Genomic DNA, 21,859 nt, shown 5'->3' with positions numbered 1-21,859 from the left:
CCAGGCGGTACGCCGGTACCGCGTGAGCCGGCGCAGCCACACGGGGATGAGGGGGCGCGTGTAGTCGTGCGCGTCACCGCATGTCGATGCGGGTCCGGTCACAACGGGCGATCTATGATCACCGTACGTAGCAGAAATGTGGCGCGCCGGATGCGTGGCCCACCGCGGACGGAAATTCTCATGAGACAGCTCTCTCGCGTGCTCGGCGCGTTCGCCCTTGCCCTCGCGGGTTCCGTCGCGCTGCTGCCGGGCAGCGCGAACGCCGCTCCCTGTGGCCCCTCGGCGCCGACCACCACCGACTGCACACTGACCGGCACGATCACCCTGGCGGCGGGAACGCTGACCCTCGCGGCACCCGCGGCGCTGAGCTGGACGGCGACCCTGACCGGCAACACCCAGAGCGTCGTCGCCACGACAGCCGCGCAGCAGCAGTACGAGGTCAACGACGCCACCGGCGGCGGGGCCGGATGGCACGTCACGGTCTCCGCCACGACCTTCACCAGCGGAACCGACACACTGCCGAACAGCGGCACCTTCTCCACCAACGGCAGCCTCAGTTCGGTCACCGCCAACACGGCGCCCACCGCCACCTGTGTCACGACGTGCACCCTGCCGACCAACTCGGTCACCTACCCCGTGGCCGTCACCACCGCGGCGACCACCCCCACTCCGGTCACCATCTACAACGCCGCGGCGGGAACCGGGGTCGGGGACATCTTGATCGGCGGCAGCGCGAACCCCAACCCGGTGGGCTGGTGGGTGACCGTCCCGGGTACCGCGGTACCGGGCACGTACACCTCCACGGTCACGCTGGCGATCATCTCCGGGCCCTGAGCCGGGCATCGGCCGGCGAGGCACAGCGGACCCATCGGAGGCGCTCCCGTGAGACCGTCCCAGGCCTGGCTCCGGCGTCCCGCCGGACTCGTGGCACCGGCCGTCCTCACGCTGCTCGTCTGCGCGGGGACGGCGCTCCCGGCGCACGCGGGCGACGACGCGAAGGACGGCCTGTTCGCGCTCACGCCGTCCTCGGCGGGACCGCAGCGCCCCTACTTCGACCTCATCGCGCCTCCCGGCCGTACGGCCCGGGACACCGTGATCGTCAGCAACGAGACCTCCACCACCCAGCGGCTGCGGATCAGCGTCTCGAACGGTGTCACCGCGGCCAACTCGGGCTCGGCGTACAGAAGCGTCCCGGGGAGGTGCACGGGGGTGAGCTGCTGGGTGACCGGGCTTCCCGCCACGGTCACCCTGGCCCCCGGCGAGCGCAGGGCCCTGAGCTTCCGGGTCAGCGTGCCGGCCGGCACCCCTCCGGCGCAGTACCTCAGCGGCATCACGGCCCAGTCCGCCGCGCCGCCCGCCACGGTCGCCGCCGGCTCGAACGGGCGGGCCTCCGCCAAGGCGGTCATCGTCCGGCAGGTCACCGTCGGCGTCGCCGTCACCGCGGGGACGCTGACACAGATGAGAACGGCTCTGACGCTCTGGCGTGTCTCGGCGGGGTGGACCGGGAGCAGACCCCGGCTGTTCATCCCGGTGTACAACTCCGGGCAGACGTTCGCCCGGGCGAGAGGAACCGTCTCCTGCGGCCCGCACGGCGGGCACGGCCGGCACCGCACCTACGACGTCGTCGTGAACACCGTGCTGCCCGGCGGCGGCGCGGTGCTGCCGGTCAACGCCCCGGGCCTGCGTGCGGGCACCCTGGCGTGCGCGGTCCGCCTGCGGGACGCCGCCGGCCGGCCGGTCACCTGGACCGGCGACGTGGAACTGCGGTCCCCGTCGCGGGAGGAGACGGCCCGCACCGGCGAAGGGGACTTCATGTCGCTGCCCCTCGGCACCGTCCCCACGTGGGCGATCGTCCTCATGATCCTCGGAACGCTGACCCTGGCCGCCCTGGTGGTGCTGATCGTCCTGCGGAGAAGGCAGCCGCGGATATAGGGATGAGGCCGGCAGGGCGACCTGCTTCGATGGGGGCATGGAATCCTCGCTGTTTCTCCGCCATCTCGACGACGAGTTCACCCTGCTCCGGGCGGCCGTCGGCGCCGCCGACCTCGCGGCGCCGGTGCCCACGTGCCCCGGGTGGACGGTCGCCGATCTCGCGCAGCACGTCGCGTACGTCTACCTGAACAAGGCCGAGTGCATCCGGCTCGGCGCCTTCCCCGACCGGTGGCCGCCGGAGACGATCCACCCGGGGTCGGTGGCGCTGCTCGACGAGATGTACGGCACCCTGACGGACGGCTTCGCGGAGCACTCCCCCGAGGACCACGCCGCCACGTGGCACGAGCCCGACCAGACGGTGCGCTTCTGGATCCGGCGGATGACCCAGGAGACCGTCATCCACCGGGTGGACGCCGAGCTGGCGGCCGGTGTCGCCGTCTCCCCCGTCGCCGCCGATCTCGCCTTCGACGGGGTGGACGAGATGCTGAAGCTGTTCATGGGCTACGGCAGCACCATCTGGCGCGACGACTACGGCACCCTGCTCGACGCCCCCGACGAGCGGGTCGTCACCGTCTCCACCGGCCACCACGCGTGGTCCGTCCTGCCCACGCCGAAGGGCGTCGAGGTGCGGGACGCCACCACCGGTTTCGACGGCGAGGCCCTGGTGAGCGGGGACCCGCAGCCGTTGCTGCTGTGGCTGTGGAACCGCGGCGGCGGGGACGCCGTCGGCACCTCCGGCGACCCGGCGCTCCTCGCCCAGTTCCAGGCGCTGCGGGTGGCCGCCACCCAGTGACCCCCCTCAGAGGGACTTGTACAACCTGAGGTGCCGTTCCGCGGCGGCCTGCCAGGTGTGGCGGGCCGCCAGGTCGCGGCCGGCGGCGGCGCGGGACGGGTCGGGGGTGGTCATGGCGTGGTGCATGGCGTCGGCGAAGTCGCGGGGGGTGGTGGCGAAGAGGGCGGCGGGGGTGAAGACCTCGCGGAAGACGGCGAGGTCGCGGGTGATCAGGGGGACGCCGGCGGCGAGGGCCTCCATGGCGGCGAGGCCGAAGCCTTCCTTCAGGGAGGGGAAGGCGAAGACGGCGGCGGAGGCGACCAGGCCGGGGAGGTCGTCGTGGCCGACGCGGCCGAGGACGACCGGGTCGAGGCCGAGGGTGGCGGCGCGGTGGTCCCAGCGGGCGCGGTAGTCGCGGTAGTCGAAGAGGGTCTCACCGCCGGCGACGACCAGGCGCAGGTCGGGGTCGGTGGCGTTGAGGAGCGCGTAGGCCTCCAGGAGGTCCATGGAGCCCTTGCGGGGTTCTATGCCGCCGACGGTGAGGACGTAGCGGCCGAAGCGGGCGCGCCAGCGGGGGTCGGCGCGGCGGGCGGCCTCGGCGAAGCGTTCGGCTTCGACGCCGTTGGGGATGACGGTGGCGGTGATGCCCCAGCCGGCGGCCAGTTCGCGTGCGACGGCGGTGGAGACGCAGATGTGGGTGTGGGGGCGGGCGATGGCCCGTTCGTGGCAGGCGATCAGCTCGGGGGTGGTGAAGTGGTCGATGTGGTGGACGGTCCGCACGCACTCCTCGACGGCGTTGGCGCTGATGCAGTCCTGGGCGTGCACCACGTCGTACCCGCGCGGGTCGAACGCGGCCCGCATCGCCGCGATGGACCGCAGCACCCGGTCCCCCACGCTCTCCCCCGGGATGTCGCGGAACGGCACGATCACCTGGCCCACGGACCTGTCCACGGCGCGGAAGAACCCGCCGTCCCCGCCCCGCGCCAGCGTCCAGACCGTCACGTCCTGCCCCGCGGCGGCCAGCGCCTCGGCCAGGCTCAGCGTGTGCACCACTCCGCCGCGCGGCTTGGTGGAGTACGTCAGCAGGGCGATCCTCACCGGTAGCTCCCGGGGCGGAGTTCGTCCAGGTGGTTGAGGACGCGGCGGGCACGGGCGATCTCGGCGGGGACGTCCAGTTCTGCGACGGCGAGACCGGCCTTGGACCAGGTGCGGGCGAGGATCTCGCCGCCGGGGCCGACCACCTTGGCCTGGCCGAGGAAGCGCATGCCGCCCATGGCGCCGGTCTGGTTGGAGGAGGCGAGGACCACCTGGTTCTCGGCGGCCCGCGCGCGGTCGTACAGGTCGAACAGACGGGACTGGCGGTCCTGGGTCATGCGGGGGGCGCGGTTGGTGATGCTGGTCGGCCAGGCGGACAGGCAGGCCAGGATCTGCGCGCCGTCCAGGGCCAGGGAGCGGGCGGACTCGGGGAAGGTCTTGTCGTAGTCGATGAGCATGCCCATGCGGCCGACGGGGGTGTCGAAGGCGTCGAACCGGTCACCCGGGGCGTAGGCGGTGATCTCCCCCGCCGGGAGGTGCACCTTGCGGTGGCGGCCGAGCACGCCGTCGCCGGTGAGGCAGACGGCGGCGTTGTAGCGGTCGGCGCCGGCGGCCTCGCAGTACCCGGCGCAGACCACCATCTCGGCGGCCAGGCCCGCCAGGCGTTTGAAGACGGGGTCGCCGGAGTCCAGGGCGGGTGGCAATGCGTCGGGGTCGGGGTGCCGCAGGTCGGCGAGGTAGCCGCCGAGGGTGGCGTCCGGGAGGACCAGGAGCGCGGCGCCGGCGGACCTGGCGTCCGCGATGAGCTTGGCGACGCGTTGCAGGTCGAACTCCAGGTCCCGGCCGAAGTGCGCGGAGGCGGCCGCGATGCGCACCACCGCTCAGGACCCCAGGTACGCCGGGCCCGCCTGCACGTCCACCGCACCGCTCCCGCCTGGCGCGACGACGGCCCCGGGCGCTGGAGCGGGCACGGACGCGGGGGCGAGGTAGGCGGTGGGGCGGCGGTCGCGGAGGTGGCTCATGGAGCGGCGGGCGGTGGTGAGCATGGCGGGGACGTCCACGTCGGCGACGGCGGTGCCGGGCTCGACGCCGGTGCGGGACAGGATCTCGCCGCCGGGGCCGACGATCTTGGCGCTGCCGACGAAGCGGAGGGTGCCGAAGGTGCCGGACTGGTTCGCCGACAGCCAGATGACCTGGTTCTCCAGGGCGCGGGCCTGGTCGAACAGGTCGAAGCGGCGCGTCCAGCGGTCGTCGGCGAGGTCGGGGGCGGGGTCGGTGCGGCTGGCGGGCCAGGCGGAGGCGCACACGACGATCTCGGCGCCGTGCAGCGCCAGGGTGCGGGCCGACTCGGGGAACGCCTTGTCGTAGCAGATCATCATGCCGAGCCGCCCGACCGGGGTGTCGAACGCGGCGAAGCCGTCGCCGGCGGCGAACAGGGCGTCCTCGCTGAGCGGCTGGTGGACCTTGCGGTGCAGGCCGAGCACGCCGTCACCGGTCACGCAGGCCACGCTGTTGTACCGCAGTTCCCCGGCCGCCTCGCAGAAGCCTGCGCACACCACCATGTCGCCCGCGAGCGCGGCCAGCCGCCGGATCTCGGGCCCGCCGGGGTCCAGCGCGGGCGGCGCGTCGGACGGGTCGCCGTCCATGTTGTGCAGGTAGCCGCCGAGGCACGCCTCCGGCAGCGCGAGCAGCCGCACGCCGGCGGCGCGGGCGTCGGCCACCAGCCGCTCCACCCGCGTGAAACACCCTTCGAGATCCCGGTCGAACGGCGCCGCCACGGCGGCCATGCGTATCGTCATCGCCCAGTCCTTCTCGTCATCGGCCTCATCGACTCACCCGCCCCGGCGGGGCCGGTGTACGGCCGGAGGGTGCGCGGCCGGGTGGCTCGCGGTGGCTCATGGGGTGGCCGGGCCGAGGCCGGTCACGGGACCGGTCAGCGCGTCGGTCAGTTCGCCGTCCGGCCAGCGCAGGCGGACGCCGGGGGCGCGGGTGAGCTCGCCGCAGACGGCGCCGGTGGCCGGCCCGGCGGTCAGGCCGGGGTGGGTGGGCGGGGCGGCGGTGAGCATCGCGAAGCCGGGGAAGCAGGTGAGCCAGTCTCCCATGGTGGCCTCCGGTGGTCGGGGGACGGCGGCGACGTCCAGGACGGCGCCGCAGCCGGAAGCCTCGGCGAGCATGCCGAGGGTGCCTGCCACACCGGCCATGGACACGTCCTTGGCGGCGGCGGGACGGGCCTCGGCGACCGCGCCGAGCATGGCTTGGAGCTCGGGGGTCGAGCGGCGCGTCGTGGAGTCCCACTGCCGGCCGGTGTACCCGGGGCGCCAGCCGCCGCCGAGGTCGGCGGTGAGCCTGACGCGGTGGCCGGGCAGGCCGCCCCCGCCGGGCACCGGGACGGCCGCGCGGCCGAGGGCGGTGACGGCGAGCGCGGCGGGCACGCCGAGCTGGGTGTGCCCGCCGAGCACCGGCACGCCGTACGCCGCGGCGGCGCGGCGCAGCCCGCCGAGCACCCGGGCGGCGGCCGCGGCGTCCTTGGCGCCCACCGCGTCCAGCACCCCCACCGGGACGGCGCCCATGGCGGACAGGTCGTTGAGGTTGACCAGCACCGAGCACCAGCCGGCCCAGTCCGGGTCGCGTTCCACCATGGCGGGCAGGATCGCGTCGCACGCCGCCACCAGGTCGCTGCCCGGCACCGGGGCGCCGTCGTCGCCGACGAACCCGGGCCCGCCGGGGGCGAGCCCGGCGAGCAGCGGCCCGAGGGGCTGCTTGGTGGCCGCGACCAGCGCGGCGATCCGCCCGACGGGGCGGCGCATCAGCACGTGGGGCCGTCCCGCGACGGTGACCTGCCGCACGGGACGCCAGCCGAGGCGCGCGAACAGCCGCTCGGCGCGGGCCTGCACGGTGGCCTCGAACCGCAGCGCCCCGGCGGCCTCCGCCCGCGCGCACGCCGCCCGGATCAGCGCGGGCCCCACCCCGGCGCCACCCCGGTCGGTGGGCCGCACGATGAGCCGCCCGCCGTGCCACCACCCGATGTCCGGGCCGTCCCCGGCGGGCCCGAGCCGCACCCCGCCGATCACCGTGCCGGCCCGGTCCCGCGCGACCAGCACCACGGTGCGCGGGTCGTCGTCCCGGTCGTCCAGGTCGTGCCGCGGGAACAGCCCCTGCTCCTCGACGAACACCTCACGCCGCAGCGCCCGGTACGCGGCGACCCCGCCCCCGTCCGCCTCCTCGATCATGAAGTACGGCCGCGCCTCCCCGAGCAGCACGTCGCAGACCGGGCCGTGGGGCGTGTCGGGGAGCCCGGGGAACAGGGCGAAGGGGTCCGGCGCGCCACCGCCGGACGCGGCGGCGCGGCCCGGGAGCCCGCGACCACGCGCGGACGGGGCGTCATCCCGCCCCGGAAGGCCGGGCGGCCCGGTGAGGGCGGGCAGGCGGGGGTCGCGGTGCACGTCAGCCTCCGGCAACGGACAGGGCGGGACCGGCGGCGCACCCGGCCCGCCGGAGGGCGCCGGTCGTCCCGGCATCCCGCAGCGGCACCGCGACCCGAACATCGACGTGCATCATCAACCTCCGGCGGTGGGGAGGGCGGAGCAGGCGCCGCAGGCGGCGCAGCCGGCCTGCTGGGCGGTGCCGGTCATGCCGGCGGCCCGCAGGAGGGCCGCGACGCGGACGGTGACGTCGCGCATCACCACCGGGTCCGGTGGGAGGGCGCCGTCCCGGGCGGCCAGGGAGTTCTTCAGGGGGCGGAAGGGCACGACGAACGGGTACACGCCCCGGTCCACCAGGCGGGCGGCGCCCGCCACCAGTTCATCGGGGTCCTCACCCAGGCCCACCAGCAGGTACGTGGACACCCGGTTGCGGCCGAACACACGTACCGCCTCGTCCCAGGCCTCCTCGTAGACGGTGAGCGGGACGGTGGCCTTGCCGGGGGTCCAGCTGCGGCGGACCCGTTCGTCCAGGGACTCGATGTGGATGCCGATGGCCGTGGCGCCGGCCTCGTGCAGCACGGTGAGCCACGTCAGGTCCGCCGGGGGCTCGCACTGGACCTGGATGGGCAGGCCGGGGACGGCACGCAGGACGGCGCGTACGGCGCGGGTCAGGACGCGGGCGCCGCGGTCGGGGCCGGCGGTGGTACCGGTGGTCATCACCATCTGCCGGACGCCGTCCAGGCGCACCGCGGCCTCGGCGACCTCGGCGAGTTGCTCCGGGGTCTTGGCGGCCACCGTGGCGCCGGCACGCAGGGACTCCTCCACGGTGCAGAACCGGCAACGGTCGGTCTCGCCGTACCGCACGCAGGTCTGCACCACGGTCGTGGCGAGCACGTCCGCGCCGTGCAGGCGGGCGATGCGTTCGTACGGCACGCCGTCCTCGGTGACCAGGTCGTAGAACCGGGGGCGGTCCACGGGCCTGGCGGGGATGCCGAGGTCGGTGTCGCCCAGCCACAGGCTGCCGTCGCGGACGACGTACGGGCTGGCCGGGTCGAGCGGGATCGCGGCGCCCGTGCCGCCGAGCAGCAGGTGCCCGTCGTCGCTCGGGCCCGCGCCGCCCGCGCGGCGCACGGGGGCGTCCACGCGCACGCCCCGGATCGCCACGTCCACCCTGGTACCGACGCTCACGGGTGACCTCCTAGAACATGTAGGTCGAGTTGATGATCGCGCCCTTGCGGCCGTAGTGGATCAGGGCGTCCTGCACGTCGAGCGGGTGGGTGGGGATGACGCCCTCGATGAGGTCCTCCTCGCGGGCGCCGTGCAGGGACAGGCCGAAGCGGCAGCAGTAGACCTTGCCCCCCTCCTCGATGAACGTCTTCAGTGAGTTGTTGATGTTGTGCTCGCCGGGGAAGGCGGAGTTGCCGGTGGTGGGGAAGCCGCGGGTGGCGAGGCAGTTCAGCGAGCCGGGGCCGTAGAAGTAGATGGCCGACTCGAAGCCCTTGCGCAGCGCCCGGGTGGCCTGCAGGATCGCGACGAAGCTGACCGACGACTCGTGCGCGATGCCGTGCACCAGCGTGAAGTAGCTCTCGCCGTTCTCGGCCTGGTAGTCGGGGAACACCTTGGTGCCGCCGTACAGGCTGGAGCCCTCGGGCAGCGACGGGTGCGGGATCTCGGTGAGGCTCTGCTTCTCGAGGTCGGTCAGTTCCGGCATTGAGGACGCTCCTTGGATTGTCTCCGGGTCCGTCGGGGACCCGGTGGGGGGTCGGATCAGGCGTAGAGCTGGTCGAAGGTGTCGCGGAAGATCAGGCGGGCGAGCTCGCCGTCCCCGACGGCGGCGCCGAGGCGGGCGCGTTCCCCCGCGTAGTCGCCCCACGGCTCGTCGCTGGCGAACAGCACCCGGTCGTGGCCGGCGCCGCGGCGGGCGATCTCCCCGGCCAGCCAGCGGGGGGTGAAGCCGATCGCCCACGACAGGTCGGTGTAGACGCGTTTGCCCGCGGCGATCCAGTCGAAGAACCGCGACCCGGCGAGCTTGATGTGGCCGCTCATCCCGCCGCCGAAGTGCACCAGGTGGACGGCCACCTCGTCGGCGTACCACTCGACCAGGTGGCCGACCTCGTCGATGTCGGACGCGGCGCCGGGCGAGGTGTGCACGTGGACGACGAGGCCGTGCTCGCGTGCGGCGGCGAAGATGCGGTCCAGCAGGGGACGGCAGGCCGGGTCGGTGGGGCGCCCGCCGAGCAGGAAGCTGACCTTCAGTGCCCGCACGCCGCGTTCCCCGGCGAGCTTCAGCGCCTGCTCGGTGCGCCCGGCGTCCTCGGGGCGGGGCGACACCCACAACCCGCAGCGGACCCGGTCGTCGGCGGCGGCGGCCTCGACGCACAGCTCGTTGAAGCCGAACGCCACGTCCGGGTCGGGCACCCCGTAGTTGGGCAGCACCAGGGCGCGCTCGGTGCCCTCGTCGTACAGGTCGTCCATGAGCTGCGCGACGGTGGCCCGCGCGGTGACGTCCGGACGCACCGCGGGGCCGCCGTAGTAGGGGTACGCGGGCAGCACGCCGAGGTGGCGGTGCGCGTCGAAGACCATGGTGTTCACGTCCCCAGCAGCTCGGGATGGACGAAGTAGTGGTGGCCGGGCGGCGCTTGGGGGCCGGGGGAGCCGATGTGCCTGGCCAGGTGCTCGGCGTCGGCGGCGACGCCGGAGAACCGTCCCGAGCCCCAGGTGTGCAGCCACGGCAGCCCGAGGAAGTACAGGCCGGGCACCCGGGTGACGCCGCGGTGGTGGGCGGGGTAGCCGGTGCCGTCGAACACCGGCACCCTGATCCACCGGTAGTCGCGCCGGAAGCCGGTGCACCAGACGACCGCGGCGACCTCCCCGGCGTCCAGGTGGCCCGCGGTGCCCTCGGGCCGCCACACCGGGACGTACCGGGGCTCGGCCGGGGCCTGCAGGCCGTGCTCGGCGATGAAGGCGTCGATGGAGTCCTTCACCCCGTCGTTCACGGCGTCGGCGTGGTCGAGGTCACGCGCGAGGCCGTCGCCGAACAGGAACCGGCCGCCGGCGACGCCGGTGAGCCTGCCGTACAGCCGCATGCCGTCGCGGGCGAAGGCACGCAGGTCGATGTCGCGCCCGCCGTCCCGCCCGGTCACGTAGTGGTTGGCGCGGGCGCGGATCGCGTCGTGGTCGGGGAAGGACTCGATGGGCCGCTCGTAGTACCCCATGAGGTCGAGCCAGGCCACCACGTCCCTGCCGCGGTAGAAGCGGGAGATCCGCGGCGCCGACCCGACGGCCAGGTGGACGCGCCGCCCCGCCAGGTGCAGGTCCTCGGCGATCTGGCAGCCGGACTGGCCGGTGCCCACCACCAGCACCTCCCCCGGCGGCAGGCCGTCCGGGCCCCGGTAGCCGCCGGAGTGCACCTGGGTGACGTGCGGCGGGGTGCGCTCGGCCATGCGGGGCAGCACCGGCTCCTGGTACGGCCCGGTGGCCACCACGACCTGGCCCGCGGCGAACGTCCCGTGGGTGGTCTCCACCTGGAACCCGGCGCCGGACGCGGTGAGGCGGGTCGCGGTGACGCCCTCCAGCACCGGCGGGCCGAAGGACGCGGCGTAGTCCTCCAGGTAGCGCACGATCTCGTCGCGGCGCATGAACCCGTCGGGGTCGGCGCCCGCGTAGGGGAAGCCGGGCAGGCGGCACTGCCAGTTGGGGGTGACGAGGCAGAACGAGTCCCACCGGCGGGCACGCCACTCGTGGCCCACCCGGTGCCGCTCCAGCACCACGTGGTCGACGCCGCGGCGGGTCAGGCAGTGGCTCATGGACAGGCCCGCCTGCCCGGCGCCGATCACCACGACCGCGTGCCGGCGCACGCTCACCGGGGAGAGTCCTCGCGCGCCGGGGGACGGGAGAAGGGGGTGCCTGGCATGCGAACCTCCCTGGGAAAGAGCCGCCGCCGTCGATTCAGCGTGCCCCCCATTCGAGGGGCCCGCCGTTGCCGGACGGTTTCCCCCGGAACAAAAAGCCGTTACCCCGCCCTCACAGTGCGTATACCGAGCGGTTACAGGATGGGACGGGTGGTTTCCCGGTGTCAAGGTGGGTACGGCGGTTCCTGGCAAGCCCGGCGTTGTCGAAGGGGGGAACGTCCATGGCCGACCGTGAGCGCGTCGTCATCGCCGGCGGGGGGTTCGCCGGTTTCACCGCCGCGCGCAAGCTGTCCCGCATGGCCAGAGGCGCGATCGAGATCGTGCTGGTCAACCCGACCGACTACTTCCTGTACCTGCCGCTGCTGCCGGAGGTCGCGGCCGGCATCCTCGACCCCCGCAAGGTCGCCGTCCCGCTGGCGGGCCACTGCCCCGGGGTGCGCCACCTGCTGGCCACCGTGGACTCGGTGGACCTCAAGGAGCGGCGGCTGCACTGCACCGACGCCGAGGGCGGGCACCGCGATCTGCGCTACGACCGGCTGGTCGTCGCGGTGGGCAGCGTCAACAAGCTGCTGCCCGTGCCGGGTGTCGCCGAGCACGCCCACGGGTTCCGCAGCATCGCCGAGGCGCTGTACCTGCGCGACCACATGATCCGCCAGATGGAGCTCGCCGAGGCCGCCGACGACCCGGAGGAGCGGACGGCGCGCTGCACGTTCGTCGTGGTGGGCGCCGGGTACACCGGCACCGAGGTGGCCGCGCACGGGCAGCTCCTCACCCGCGACATCCTGCGCCGCCGCACGGGCCTGCGGGGGCAGCGGCTGCGGTGGCTGCTGGTGGACGTGGCGCCGCGCATCCTGCCCGAGCTGGACGAACGGCTGTCGCGCACCGCGCACGAGACGCTCGCGGAGCGGGGCGTGGAGATCCGCACCGGCACCAGCGTCGCCGAGGCCACCCACGAGGGCGTCAAGCTGTCCGACGGGGAGTTCGTGCCGACCCGGTCGCTGGTGTGGTGCGTCGGCGTGCGGCCCGACCCGCTGATCGAGTCACTGGGGCTGGCGACCGAACGCGGGCGGCTGTGCACCGACGAGTTCCTCACCGTGCCCGGCCACCCGGAGATCTTCGGCTGCGGCGACGCCGCCGCGGTGCCCGACCTCACCCGGCCAGGCGAGTTCACCGCGATGACCGCCCAGCACGCCACCCGCCAGGGCACCCGCGTCGCGGGCAACGTCGCCGCCTCCTACGGCCGGGCCGAGCGCCGGCCGTACAAGCACAGCGATCTCGGTTTCGTGGTGGACCTGGCCGGCGCCAAGGCCGCCGCCAACCCTCTCGGCGTGCCGCTCTCCGGCCTGCCCGCCAAAGCCGTCACCCGCGGCTACCACCTGCTGGCCCTCCCCGGGGGACGCGCCCGTGTCGCGGGCAACTGGCTGCTGGACGCCGTGCTCCCCCGCCAGACGGTGCAGCTCGACCTGGTCCGCGCCTCCGCCGTCCCCCTGGACAGCGAGGTCCCGGAACGTCCCCACGGCACCGCCGCCCCCTGAGCGGGGCCCGGGTCAGAGGTCGACCGAGCCGCCGCTGCGCCAGTAGACGTTGTCGGCGCGGGCGAGCAGGCCCTCGTCCACCAGGTAGCGGCGCAGGGCGGCGAAGTCGTCGTGAAAGGCGCGCAGGGCGACGTTGACGTCCTTCTCGGGGTAGCGGACGCCGGGCTCGAAGACGCGGGCGATGTAGTCGAGCACGACCAGGCGCTTCTCCCGGCGGGTGGGGATGGCCCTGAGGCGGCCCTCCACCAGGAAGTTCTGCATGACGCGGTCCTCGGGGGACGCGGCCGGGGAGGCGGGGCCCTTGGCGGCGTGCAGCAGCTCGCGGAAGCGCTCGCGGCGCGGGTGCCAGCCGTCATGGTCGCGGGTGGCGAGGCCGCCGCGTTCCAGGCGGTCAAGGGCGCGGCGCAACGCGTCGGGCTCCAGGCCGGCGTCCCGCGGGTCGCCGCTCAGCACCAGGGCGGACAGCACCCGCAGGGTGTCCTCCTGGTAGAGCAGGCCGAGGACGCGCCTGATCTCTTCCTCGCTCAACGCTCCCCCAGCGACGTCCGCCATCTCGTGATGGTACGCGGCCACGCCGTCAGCCCGGCAGGTGGCCGGGGCCGCCCTCCCTGGCAGCGGGGCGGGGGGCCTCGGTCGCGGACGCGTACTCCTCGTCGGTCACCGGGCCGTGCCAATGGGTGGCGCCGCTGGCGGTGACGGCGAGATGAACGAAGGTAGCGTCGGGCGCCGCGCCGTGCCAGTGCTTTTCTCCCGGCTCGACGTGCACCCAGTCCCCCGGCCCCAGGGCCACGCCCTCGGTCTCGCCCTCGCGGGCGATCACCCCGCGTCCGTGCAGGATGTACAGCGCCTGCTCGCCGTCGTGCACGTGCCAGCCGGAGCGGGCGCTCGGCGCGTAGGAGAACCGCTGCGCCCGCAGGCCGTTCTCGCGCACCGCCTCGAGGAACCTGGTCTCGTGGACGCCCTCGGTGAACCGGCCGGCGGCGGCCGGGGTGGCCTTGGCGCCGTCCTCGCTCGCGAACCTCATGATGCCTCTCCCCGTGCCGGTGCCGCCGGACGTGCGGCTCTCCCAGTATCCCGCGCCGTGCGGCACCCATGCGGGCTGCCCGAAATGTAACGGGGCGGCACTTGATAACCCTCCCCCGATGATGAATATTTTCATGTCAAGGGCCTTTGGTGAAAAGGAATGACCCCGAAGGAGCTGTGACGACGTGGAGATCAGCGGCGCCGCCTACGCCCAGCGGGCCCAGGTGCTCGCGCACGAGGTCGCGGTGAGCCAGGCGCCCGCGGTGCGCGCGGCCGCGGAACTGCTGTACGCGTCCCTGCGCGCGGGCGGGGTGATCCAGGCGTTCGGCTCGGGCCACTCCGAGGCCATCGCGATGGAGATCGCCGGGCGGGCCGGCGGGCTGGTGCCCACCAACCGGCTGACCCTGCGCGACCTGGTGCTGTACGGCGGGGAGCCGCCGTCCGTGCTGGCCTCGCCGGAGCTGGAGCGCGACCCGGCGATCGCCAGGCGCGTCTACGAGCTGGCCCCGGTCGCCCCGCAGGACGCCTTCGTGATCATCTCAAGTTCGGGGGTGAACGGCTCGGTGGTGGAGCTGGCCTCGATCGTCAAGGAGCGGCGCCACGCGCTGGTCGCGCTGACCTCGGTGCGGCACAGCACTGAGATGCGGTCGCGCCACCCCACCGGGCTGAAGCTGCTCGACCTCGCGGACGTGGTGCTGGACAACGGCGCCCCGTACGGCGACGCGGTGCTGCCGCTGCCCGGCGGCGGGTCGTTCGGGGCGGTGTCGACGATCACCTCGGCGCTGCTCGCCCAGATGGTGGTGGCCGAGGTGGTCGGCACGCTGCTGGCGGCGGGCGAGACACCGCCGATCTACCGCTCGGCCAACGTCCTCGGCGGCGACGAGCACAACCGCGAGCTGGAGGGCCGCTACGCCGGGCGCATCCGCCGCGGCGGGTGACCGGGCCCACACCGACGTCAGGCGCCGCCGCGCCCCACCCCCAGGAGGTTCCATGGCGGACAACACGTTCTCCCGGCGCGAACTGCTCCGCGCCGCCGCGCTCGCCGGGCTGCTCGCCCCCGCGGCCGGCGCCGTGGCGTCCTGCGCGACGCCCGCGGGCCCGGCCCCCTCGCGGTCCCCGTCGGCGGGCGCCACCTCGGCGTCCAACCCGCTCGGCATCCCCGAGGACCAGCCGTTCGAGGTGGTCGTCTTCGACGGCGGGTTCGGGGACGCGTACGCCCGCCAGGTGCACCAGCCGCTGTTCGCGGGCAGGCACCCGAACGTGCGCATCAAGCACACGACCACCAAGGAGATCGCCAAGACGCTGCAGCCGCGGTTCGCCGGGGGCGACCCGCCGGAGTTCGTGAACAACTCCGGGGCGGGCGCCATGGACTTCGGAGCCCTGGCGCAGGACGGCCAGCTCCAGGACCTCGGCCCGCTGCTGGACGCGCCGAGCTGGGACGACCCGGCGGTGAAGGTGCGGGACACGATCCTGCCTGCGGCCGTCGAGATCGGCACCTACGACGGCAGGTTCTGCGTGCTCAACTACGCCAGCACGGTGTGGGGCATCTGGTACTCCAAGAAGCTGTTCCGGGAGAACGGCTGGGAGGTGCCGCAGACCTGGGACGAGTTCACCGCGCTGTGCCAGGCCGTCAAGGACTCGGGGAAGACGGCGCCGTTCACCTTCGCTGGCAAGCACCCGTTCTACATCTACGAGACGATCCTCACGCTGGCCGCCAAGATCGGGGGGGCCGAGGTGCTGAAGAACCTCGACAACCTGGCGGAGGGCGCGTGGCAGGCCGAGCCGGTGGTCACGGCGGCCGGGGCGTTCGCCGACGTCGGCGCCCGGTACCTGATGCGGGGCACGAGCGGCCTGGACCACATCCAGACGCAGACGGCGCACAACAAGTACCAGGTGGCGATGCTGCCGTGCGGGTCGTGGCTGGAGAACGAGCAGAAGGACACCACCCCGCCGGACTTCGAGTACGCCATGTTCCCGCTGCCGTCGTTCACCTCCTCCGACGCGCTGCCGTACGGCACGCTGCACTCGCGGCCCGGCGAGGAGTACTTCGTGGCGGCCCGCTCCGCCAACCCGATGGCGGGCGTGGAGTACATGCGGGCGATGCTCTCCAAACAGGGCGCGGGCCGGTTCACCGAGCTGGTCAGCACGCTGACGGTGGTGGAGGGCGCGGCGGAGGGCCGCACGCTCACGCCGGGCCTGACGAGCGCCGCCGCGGCCCTGAAGGCGGCGGGAACCAATGTGACGTACTTCCGGTTCCGCCAGTGGTACCAGGAGCTGCACGACGAGGTGGCCGCCGCCACCGGCCAGCTCATGGCGGGGCGGCTGAAGCCCGCCGCGTGGGCCGAGCGGCTGCAGCGCAAGTCCGACGCCATCAGGAACGACTCCTCGGTCAAGAAGTTCACCCGCTGAGCGGAAGGGGGGCGCGATGAGGCTCCGCCCGGCGGCACGGCCCGCCGCGTTCGCCAGGGCGCGGTTCGTCGCGGGTTTCCTGGCCCTGCCGCTGCTGCTGTACGTGGTCTACGTGATCTCGCCGTACGTGCAGGCGTTCACCATCGCGCTGACCGACTGGCGGGGCGTGAGCGCGAGCCCGCGGTTCACCGGTCTCGACAACTTCCGGCGGCTGCTCGGCGACGACGTGTTCTGGACGGCCGTCGGGCACAACGCGCTGCTGCTGGTGCTGCTGCCGGTGCTCACCATCGTGGTCGCGCTGTTCTTCGCGTTCCTGCTCAACGCGGGCGGCGCGCGGGCCAGAGGGGTGGCCGGGTCGCGGTTCTACCGGGTGGTGTTCTTCTTCCCGCAGGTCCTGGCGGTCGCCGTCGTGGCCGTGCTGTTCCAGCAGGTGTTCCGGCCGGACGCCGCGGGCATGCTGAACGCCCCGCTGATCGCGCTCGGCCTTGAACCGGTGGGGTTCCTGTCCGACCCCGGGGTGGCGCTCTGGTCGATACTCGGGGTGCTGGTGTGGCAGGCGGTCGGGTTCTACGTGGTGCTGTTCTCGGCGGGCATGGCGTCCGTCCCGCGTGAGATGTACGAGGCGGCGCAGATCGACGGGGCCGGTCCGGGGCGGCTGTTCTTCCGGGTGACGCTGCCGCTGCTGTGGGACACGGTGCAGGTGGGCTGGATCTACCTCGGCATCGCCGCGCTGGACGTGTTCGCCATCGTGTGGGTGATGACGGCCGAGCACGGGGGCCCCGACCACTCCACGACGGTGATGGCGGCGGAGATCTACCGCAACGCGTTCCAGTACTTCAAGTTCGGCTACGCCTCAGCGATGGGCGTGGTGCTGTTCTTCTTCACGGTCGGTTTCGCGGCGCTGGCCCTGCGGCTGTCGCGCCGCGAACGGATCGAGTTCTGAGAGCGCTGAGAGGGGGCCCGGAGGTGATCGCGCAGGCGGGGACGGCGGTGGCCGGCAGAGGCGCGGCCCGCGCGCTGCGCCGGGCCCGCCTCGGGCCGCTGTCGGCGTTGTCGCACCTGGCGCTGGTGGTGTGGACGCTGCTGGTGGCGGTGCCGATCGTGTGGACGTTCCTCGCGTCGGTGAAGAGCGAGGACGAGATCTTCGGCGACGCGTGGTCGCTGCCCGCCACCCTGCGCCTCGACAACTGGGCCCGCGCGTGGGACCAGGCGCACGTGGGGCGGTACATGCTCAACAGCGTCGTCGTGGTGGCGTTCGGCACCGCCGGCACGATGCTGCTCGGGTCGATGGCGGCGTACGTGCTGGCCCGGTACCGCTTCCGGGGCTCGCGCGCGATCTACCTGCTGTTCGTGTCGGGGCTGGCGTTCCCGGTGTACCTGGCGCTCACGCCGCTGTTCTTCGTGGTGCGCAACATCGGGAGCCTGCCGCTGGTCGGGCCGTTCATCGGGCTGGACACCCACGGCGGGCTGGTGCTGGTGTACATCGCGTACTCGCTGCCGTTCACGGTGTTCTTCCTGACGGCGTTCTTCCGCACGCTGCCCGGCGCGGTGGCGGAGGCGGCGTTCGTGGACGGCGCCTCGCACGCGCGGGTGTTCTTCCAGGTCATGCTGCCGATGGCCCGGCCGGGCATCGTGAGCATCACGATCTTCAACGTGCTCGGGCAGTGGAACCAGTACCAGATACCGCTGGTGCTGCTCAGCGGGCAGGCCAAGGACAAGTGGGTGCTCACCCAGGGCATCGCCGACATCTCGACGGCGGCCGGGTACGACGCCGACTGGGCCGCGCTGTTCGCCGCGCTCGGGATGGCCATCCTGCCCATGCTCGCCGTCTACACCGTGTTCCAGCGCCAGATCCAGGCCGGGCTCACCGCGGGCGCGCTGAAGTAGGCGTCAGACCTCGCCCGACTGGAAGCGCTCCTTCATCTCCGCCTCGTAGATGTGCCGCCGCCCGCCGGCCAGGCGCATCCGGATCAGCTCCTCGACCTCCAGGAACGTGCGGCGGTAGCCGTCGTCGTACTCCTCGACCACCTGGTACGTCCAGCGGCCCGGCAGCACGTCCTTGCCGAGCAGGTCGCGGCGCACCACGTCCGCCTCGCCCTCGTGGCCGGCGGCGCGCAGCATCTCGACGGCCTCCGCCAGCATGTTGTGGGCACGGCCGGTGAGCTGGTGGAAGGCGTACAGGTGGCCCCGGGCCCGCTCGGCGGTCTCCAGCGCCTCCGACAGCTTGCCGAGCGCCTCGACGGTCGCGTCGTCCAGCCCGTGGGGCCGGCCCGGCCTGGCCGTGGTCTCGCTCATCGGCGGTCACCGCCCGCCAGCGAGTGCCGCACCGGGCGGAACGCGGTGGTCCTTCTCTCCTCGGGATCGGTGCCGCCCCAGATGCCGTGCTCCTCACGCCGCCGCATCGCGTACTCCAGGCACGGCATGCGCACCGGGCAGCGGCGGCAGATCGACTTGGCGCGCTCGTGCTGCGCGTGCCCCGGTCCCTTCGCCGAGATCGGGAAGAACAGCTCGGGGTCCTCGCTGCGGCAGGCGGCCCGGACCAGCCAGGCGATGGCGGGCCCGGCCGGCGACCGGTGCACGGCGGTGACGGTGTCGTGGATGACCATGGCGATCCCAGTGAGAGTGACGTGGCGCGGCCTGACGCGGCTAGCGGTCCAGCCGACAATGCGCGTGCCCGCTCTGATCACGTTGACACCTGTTTGTGCGATGACTTTGCCACCTCACGTCCGGGTCGGGGCCGCCGAAGTGACGACCCTCCGCAGAGGCGGCAAATGTCCAGTTCGATGGGTTACACACCTGCATGCCACGATATTTCGGGCTACCGGGGAGCTCGCAGGATCCATCGGAGGATGAGATCAACGCGAGGCGTGCACGCATAGTCAATGGCGCGGCGCGGACGGTCAAACATGCCAGCGCTCATCTCACAAGAATCCCTGTCAGGCACTAGATAGGCGCATACGCACCAAATGCGCATGTATCGATAGGAGATCAGCACTATGTCACGGCTGGGGGCGGATCCTCGGCGACGGGGCGGCGGACTACATCCGGTTCGAGGTGGACATCAACGGCGACCGCAGCCCGGACGGGTACTCCTCCTACCGCGCCTCGACCGCAACTACACCGCCGGCTACCCGGCCAGCAGCAGTTCCGACCGCGCCTTCCGCGCCTGCTTCTCCTCGGGACCGTGCACCAGCGCAAACGCCACCGCCCGGCGGTGAGACACCCCTCCTGACCGGCCCGTGACCGCACCACGGGCCGAAGGACAGCCCACCCGCGGCACTTGCCGCAGGTGGGCCTTTCTCGTGCCGGGAAAGAGGACGCCGACCTCCTCGCACGCATGACCGCCGGATCGTGCACGGACAGGCAAGCACACAGCACGGAAAGTCAAGAACTGCGGCATCCCGGCGCACACGCTGGTGCCACCAAGCACCAGACCGGCTTCCTGCGTCCACCCCCCCGCGGAAGGAACATTCATGCATCTCACACCGGCCTCGTCACTCTCAGTGACCATAGTGTAACGGTGACGGGCATTGAGCGGGCGGTCGATCAAGGCTGACGCACAGGTCGCGGGGGACGCGCGCCCCCGTACGCCGCCGAGCAGGACACGCGGACGCGGATCCCCGACTCCGCCAGAGAACTGTTCACCGGCGACTCAGCCCCTCCGGCGCGACCCCTCCGCGACACACCGCGTGCCGCCGCGGCCTTCCCCGCCACTCGCCGCATCCCTGCGCAGGCCATCCCCGCCACTCGCCGCATTCCGTCGCGCGAGGCATGCACGCACGGCCTCGTACCGACCGCCCGCGTCACTCGAACTCCGAGACCATCCGCCGTGCCGGTCTCGCTCTGGAACCCACCCCTCCCGGGTTCCCGTGGCGACGCCGCGCGCCCGGAGGCCGCCGCGGCCACTCCGGTGGCCCGGCGGCCTCCGCCTCCGTCAGCACCACCTGCTCCTGACCAGCACATCGTGGACCGGCCTACCGAGCCGGGCCACCTGACGAGAAAGATGTCTCATGTCCCTGTCCCGTAACCGCGGGGCCGCGTTACGCGGCCTCCTGATCGGCTGCTGCGCCGCCGCCGCCACAACGGCCGCACTCATCGCCGGCCCGGTCCCCGCCTCAGGCGCCGTCCCCCTGCCAGGCTCCGCCGCCGTCCCGGCCGCCGTCCCGGCCAAGGCCGCAGGAGCGGCGGGTGGCGCCGTCGACACCACCCCGCCGAGCGAGCCCGGCATGATCGGCTCGGCGAACGTGTATAACAACACCACGCTCGGCCTCCTTTGGAGCCCGTCGACCGACGACACCGGGGTCGTCGGGTATGAGATCTACACGTGGACGTACACCTCCCCGGAGAGCGTGACCTTCACCCGTGGTCCGGTCTGGATCATCTCCTCCACCCCCGAGCAGATTTTCGGTTACACCGCGGGCCTCGTCCCCAACCGCGAATACCTGGCGTATGTCGTGGCCGTGGACGCGGCCGGCAACAGGAGCGTGCCGAGTCTCATGGCCACCGGCAGGGCCATGGCGGAACCGCCGATCGTGAGCCCGACCCCGACTCCCCTTCCTCCTGTTCCACCGGCCGAGAACCTGCGTGCCGGCGCGGGCCCGTCCCCTGGGTACGCCTCGCTGACCTGGACATCCGGCGAGGGCACCGGTCCGGATCTGGGGTGGATGGTGTTCCGCCGCTCCTCCAGCGAATGGAACTTCACTGGTCACACCTCGGTCCCGCGCGCCACGGTACAGATCGGCGACGATCCGTCGTACACGTTCCAGGTGGTCCCACGCGACGTGCACGGCCGGTTCGGCCGTCCCTCCAACGCCGCCACGTACCCCGCTCCCCCGTCGAGCCCTCCGACCTGCGCCGTCACCTATAAGGACACCACCTGGAGCAGCGGCTTCACCGCAAGCGTCACCATCAAGAACGTCGGCACCACCACGATCGACGGCTGGCGTCTCCAGTTCTCCTTCCGGGCCGCCGGCCAGCGGGTGACCAGGGGCTGGTCCGCCGTCTGGACCCAGTCGGGGACCACCGTCACCGCGACCGCCACCAACTGGAACAAGGTCATCAAGCCAGGAAAGTCGCAGATCATCGGCTTCACCGGAACGCACACCGGCAGCACACCGCCACCGGATTCCTTCACACTGAACGGAAAGCCCTGCACGGCCGGGTGACCCCGCGGTGGGTCCGCGGCTACGACGGATCCTCGGCCGCGGCGTGGACGGCACGGCTCGCCGGCTCCGTGACCGTTGCCGTCGGGCTCTGGCCCCGCAGAACCGCCTGACCATTCCGGCGCACGTGTGAGCAGACCCATCTCCCGGTCCCGGGCCGCGTGCATGCGGCCCGGGACCGTCGGCATGCTCGGCGGGATGAGCGTCTACACGAACACCGCGCTGGGCCTCGCGTGGACGCCGACGACACCGGGATCACCGGATAGGAGGTGTACACCTGCTCTTACAGTCGGAACTCACCCTCCCCCGGGCACCCGCGGCGACGCCGCCCGCCTGGAAGCCGCCGCCACCTTCGCCGTCGTCCTCCTCTACCAGGAAGACCTCTGCACCCTCACCGGCCACCACATCGACCCCGACATGGTCGCCGCCCTCATCGCCCGCAGCCTCACCTGACCACCGGGGCAGGCAAGGGACAAGACGGCCCTATCACCCACTTTGAAGGGTTGTAGAACGGTATGTCATGGATTTTCGTACTACGACCCCCTAACGCCGCCAAACTACGCAAAACCCGCTATTCAGGGCTTGACGAAGATCCTTAGGTGCCGAAGACTCCTCAGCATCCGCACGCCCCCCGGGGACCTCCCTGCCCCGGCGGCAC

The 21,859-nt window shown here is 72.9% G+C and carries 22 protein-coding genes; 10 read left to right on the top strand and 12 right to left on the bottom strand.

Annotated features, from left to right (window positions below; translation table 11 throughout):
- The first annotated feature begins 180 nt into the window (after positions 1 to 180).
- The 3 genes from ABGB17_RS14830 to ABGB17_RS14820 are packed head-to-tail and all read left to right on the top strand — an operon-like array spanning position 181 to position 2,725.
- Positions 181 to 834: a WxL domain-containing protein gene (locus ABGB17_RS14830; protein WP_347629625.1), complete on the top strand. Its 654-nt coding sequence runs from the start codon at positions 181 to 183 to the stop codon at positions 832 to 834.
- Positions 835 to 882: 48 nt separating this feature from the next.
- A complete protein-coding gene (locus tag ABGB17_RS14825; RefSeq protein WP_347629623.1) occupies positions 883 to 1,932 on the top strand; it encodes a DUF916 domain-containing protein in 1,050 nt (349 codons plus the stop codon).
- A gap of 37 nt (positions 1,933 to 1,969) precedes the next feature.
- Complete coding sequence (locus ABGB17_RS14820; protein ID WP_347629621.1) at positions 1,970 to 2,725, top strand: maleylpyruvate isomerase family mycothiol-dependent enzyme; 756 nt, start codon at positions 1,970 to 1,972, stop codon at positions 2,723 to 2,725.
- A 6-nt stretch (positions 2,726 to 2,731) separates the two neighbouring features.
- Here the strand turns inward: ABGB17_RS14820 and ABGB17_RS14815 are convergent, their stop codons facing one another.
- The 8 genes from ABGB17_RS14815 to ABGB17_RS14780 all read right to left on the bottom strand — a co-directional run bounded on the left by ABGB17_RS14815 (position 2,732) and on the right by ABGB17_RS14780 (position 11,024).
- Entirely contained in the window at positions 2,732 to 3,802 is a 1,071-nt protein-coding gene (locus tag ABGB17_RS14815) for an MSMEG_0565 family glycosyltransferase (RefSeq protein ID WP_347629619.1), read from the bottom strand.
- Positions 3,799 to 4,617, bottom strand: coding sequence for a carbon-nitrogen hydrolase family protein (locus ABGB17_RS14810; protein WP_347629617.1), 819 nt, complete (start codon positions 4,615 to 4,617; stop codon positions 3,799 to 3,801). The genes ABGB17_RS14815 and ABGB17_RS14810 overlap by 4 nt, the downstream gene beginning before the upstream one ends.
- Before the next feature lie 3 nt (positions 4,618 to 4,620).
- Positions 4,621 to 5,538, bottom strand: a complete 918-nt coding sequence (locus tag ABGB17_RS14805; RefSeq protein ID WP_347629615.1) for a carbon-nitrogen hydrolase family protein — start codon at positions 5,536 to 5,538, stop codon at positions 4,621 to 4,623.
- 96 nt (positions 5,539 to 5,634) lie between these two features.
- Positions 5,635 to 7,182, bottom strand: a complete 1,548-nt coding sequence (locus tag ABGB17_RS14800) for an MSMEG_0567/sll0787 family protein (protein WP_347629613.1) — start codon at positions 7,180 to 7,182, stop codon at positions 5,635 to 5,637.
- Positions 7,183 to 7,296: 114 nt separating this feature from the next.
- Positions 7,297 to 8,349 (bottom strand): MSMEG_0568 family radical SAM protein, encoded by a 1,053-nt coding sequence (locus tag ABGB17_RS14795; RefSeq protein WP_347629611.1) that lies wholly within the window; start codon positions 8,347 to 8,349, stop codon positions 7,297 to 7,299.
- A 10-nt stretch (positions 8,350 to 8,359) separates the two neighbouring features.
- Complete coding sequence (locus ABGB17_RS14790) at positions 8,360 to 8,872, bottom strand: MSMEG_0572/Sll0783 family nitrogen starvation response protein (RefSeq protein ID WP_184981633.1); 513 nt, start codon at positions 8,870 to 8,872, stop codon at positions 8,360 to 8,362.
- A 56-nt stretch (positions 8,873 to 8,928) separates the two neighbouring features.
- On the bottom strand, positions 8,929 to 9,744 hold the full coding sequence (locus ABGB17_RS14785; RefSeq protein ID WP_347629669.1) for an amidohydrolase family protein: 816 nt from the start codon (positions 9,742 to 9,744) through the stop codon (positions 8,929 to 8,931).
- Positions 9,745 to 9,749: 5 nt separating this feature from the next.
- Positions 9,750 to 11,024 carry an MSMEG_0569 family flavin-dependent oxidoreductase gene (locus tag ABGB17_RS14780; protein WP_347629608.1) on the bottom strand — a complete coding sequence of 425 codons (1,275 nt, stop codon included), beginning with the start codon at positions 11,022 to 11,024 and terminating at the stop codon, positions 9,750 to 9,752.
- A 269-nt stretch (positions 11,025 to 11,293) separates the two neighbouring features.
- Here ABGB17_RS14780 and ABGB17_RS14775 point away from each other — a divergent pair, with 269 nt between their 5' ends.
- On the top strand, positions 11,294 to 12,607 hold the full coding sequence (locus ABGB17_RS14775; RefSeq protein WP_347629606.1) for an NAD(P)/FAD-dependent oxidoreductase: 1,314 nt from the start codon (positions 11,294 to 11,296) through the stop codon (positions 12,605 to 12,607).
- A gap of 12 nt (positions 12,608 to 12,619) precedes the next feature.
- On the opposite strand, the gene ABGB17_RS14770 is transcribed toward ABGB17_RS14775, so the two are convergent.
- Both ABGB17_RS14770 and ABGB17_RS14765 read right to left on the bottom strand, forming a co-directional pair.
- Complete coding sequence (locus tag ABGB17_RS14770) at positions 12,620 to 13,159, bottom strand: DUF2087 domain-containing protein (protein WP_347629604.1); 540 nt, start codon at positions 13,157 to 13,159, stop codon at positions 12,620 to 12,622.
- Between the two features lie 25 nt (positions 13,160 to 13,184).
- Positions 13,185 to 13,631 (bottom strand): cupin domain-containing protein, encoded by a 447-nt coding sequence (locus ABGB17_RS14765; RefSeq protein WP_347629602.1) that lies wholly within the window; start codon positions 13,629 to 13,631, stop codon positions 13,185 to 13,187.
- Positions 13,632 to 13,815: 184 nt separating this feature from the next.
- Between ABGB17_RS14765 and ABGB17_RS14760 the strand changes: the two genes are divergently transcribed.
- Genes ABGB17_RS14760 through ABGB17_RS14745 form a run of 4 tightly spaced genes read left to right on the top strand, consistent with a single transcriptional unit; the run spans position 13,816 to position 17,926 of the window.
- The gene (locus ABGB17_RS14760) at positions 13,816 to 14,568 is read left to right on the top strand and encodes an SIS domain-containing protein (protein WP_347629600.1); all 753 of its coding nucleotides are present in this window, start codon (positions 13,816 to 13,818) and stop codon (positions 14,566 to 14,568) included.
- A gap of 52 nt (positions 14,569 to 14,620) precedes the next feature.
- Positions 14,621 to 16,039 (top strand): N-acetylglucosamine/diacetylchitobiose ABC transporter substrate-binding protein, encoded by a 1,419-nt coding sequence (ngcE, locus tag ABGB17_RS14755; RefSeq protein WP_347629598.1) that lies wholly within the window; start codon positions 14,621 to 14,623, stop codon positions 16,037 to 16,039.
- 16 nt (positions 16,040 to 16,055) lie between these two features.
- Positions 16,056 to 16,982 carry a sugar ABC transporter permease gene (locus ABGB17_RS14750; RefSeq protein ID WP_347629596.1) on the top strand — a complete coding sequence of 309 codons (927 nt, stop codon included), beginning with the start codon at positions 16,056 to 16,058 and terminating at the stop codon, positions 16,980 to 16,982.
- A 23-nt stretch (positions 16,983 to 17,005) separates the two neighbouring features.
- Positions 17,006 to 17,926 carry a carbohydrate ABC transporter permease gene (locus ABGB17_RS14745; RefSeq protein ID WP_347629593.1) on the top strand — a complete coding sequence of 307 codons (921 nt, stop codon included), beginning with the start codon at positions 17,006 to 17,008 and terminating at the stop codon, positions 17,924 to 17,926.
- A gap of 3 nt (positions 17,927 to 17,929) precedes the next feature.
- Here ABGB17_RS14745 and ABGB17_RS14740 read toward each other — a convergent pair whose 3' ends face one another.
- Both ABGB17_RS14740 and ABGB17_RS14735 read right to left on the bottom strand, forming a co-directional pair.
- Positions 17,930 to 18,334, bottom strand: a complete 405-nt coding sequence (locus ABGB17_RS14740) for a hypothetical protein (protein ID WP_347629591.1) — start codon at positions 18,332 to 18,334, stop codon at positions 17,930 to 17,932.
- Positions 18,331 to 18,645, bottom strand: a complete 315-nt coding sequence (locus tag ABGB17_RS14735; RefSeq protein WP_347629589.1) for a WhiB family transcriptional regulator — start codon at positions 18,643 to 18,645, stop codon at positions 18,331 to 18,333. Before ABGB17_RS14735 ends, ABGB17_RS14740 begins: the two co-directional genes overlap by 4 nt.
- A 1,404-nt stretch (positions 18,646 to 20,049) precedes the next feature.
- Here ABGB17_RS14735 and ABGB17_RS14730 point away from each other — a divergent pair.
- Positions 20,050 to 21,204 (top strand): cellulose-binding domain-containing protein, encoded by a 1,155-nt coding sequence (locus ABGB17_RS14730; RefSeq protein WP_347629587.1) that lies wholly within the window; start codon positions 20,050 to 20,052, stop codon positions 21,202 to 21,204.
- A gap of 195 nt (positions 21,205 to 21,399) precedes the next feature.
- Entirely contained in the window at positions 21,400 to 21,654 is a 255-nt protein-coding gene (locus ABGB17_RS14725) for a hypothetical protein (RefSeq protein WP_347629585.1), read from the top strand.
- The last annotated feature ends 205 nt before the right edge of the window (positions 21,655 to 21,859 follow it).

This window comes from Sphaerisporangium sp. B11E5, assembly GCF_039871875.1.
In the GTDB taxonomy this organism is placed as follows: Bacteria; Actinomycetota; Actinomycetes; order Streptosporangiales; family Streptosporangiaceae; genus Sphaerisporangium.
This window is presented reverse-complemented; position numbering and strand designations above follow the sequence as displayed.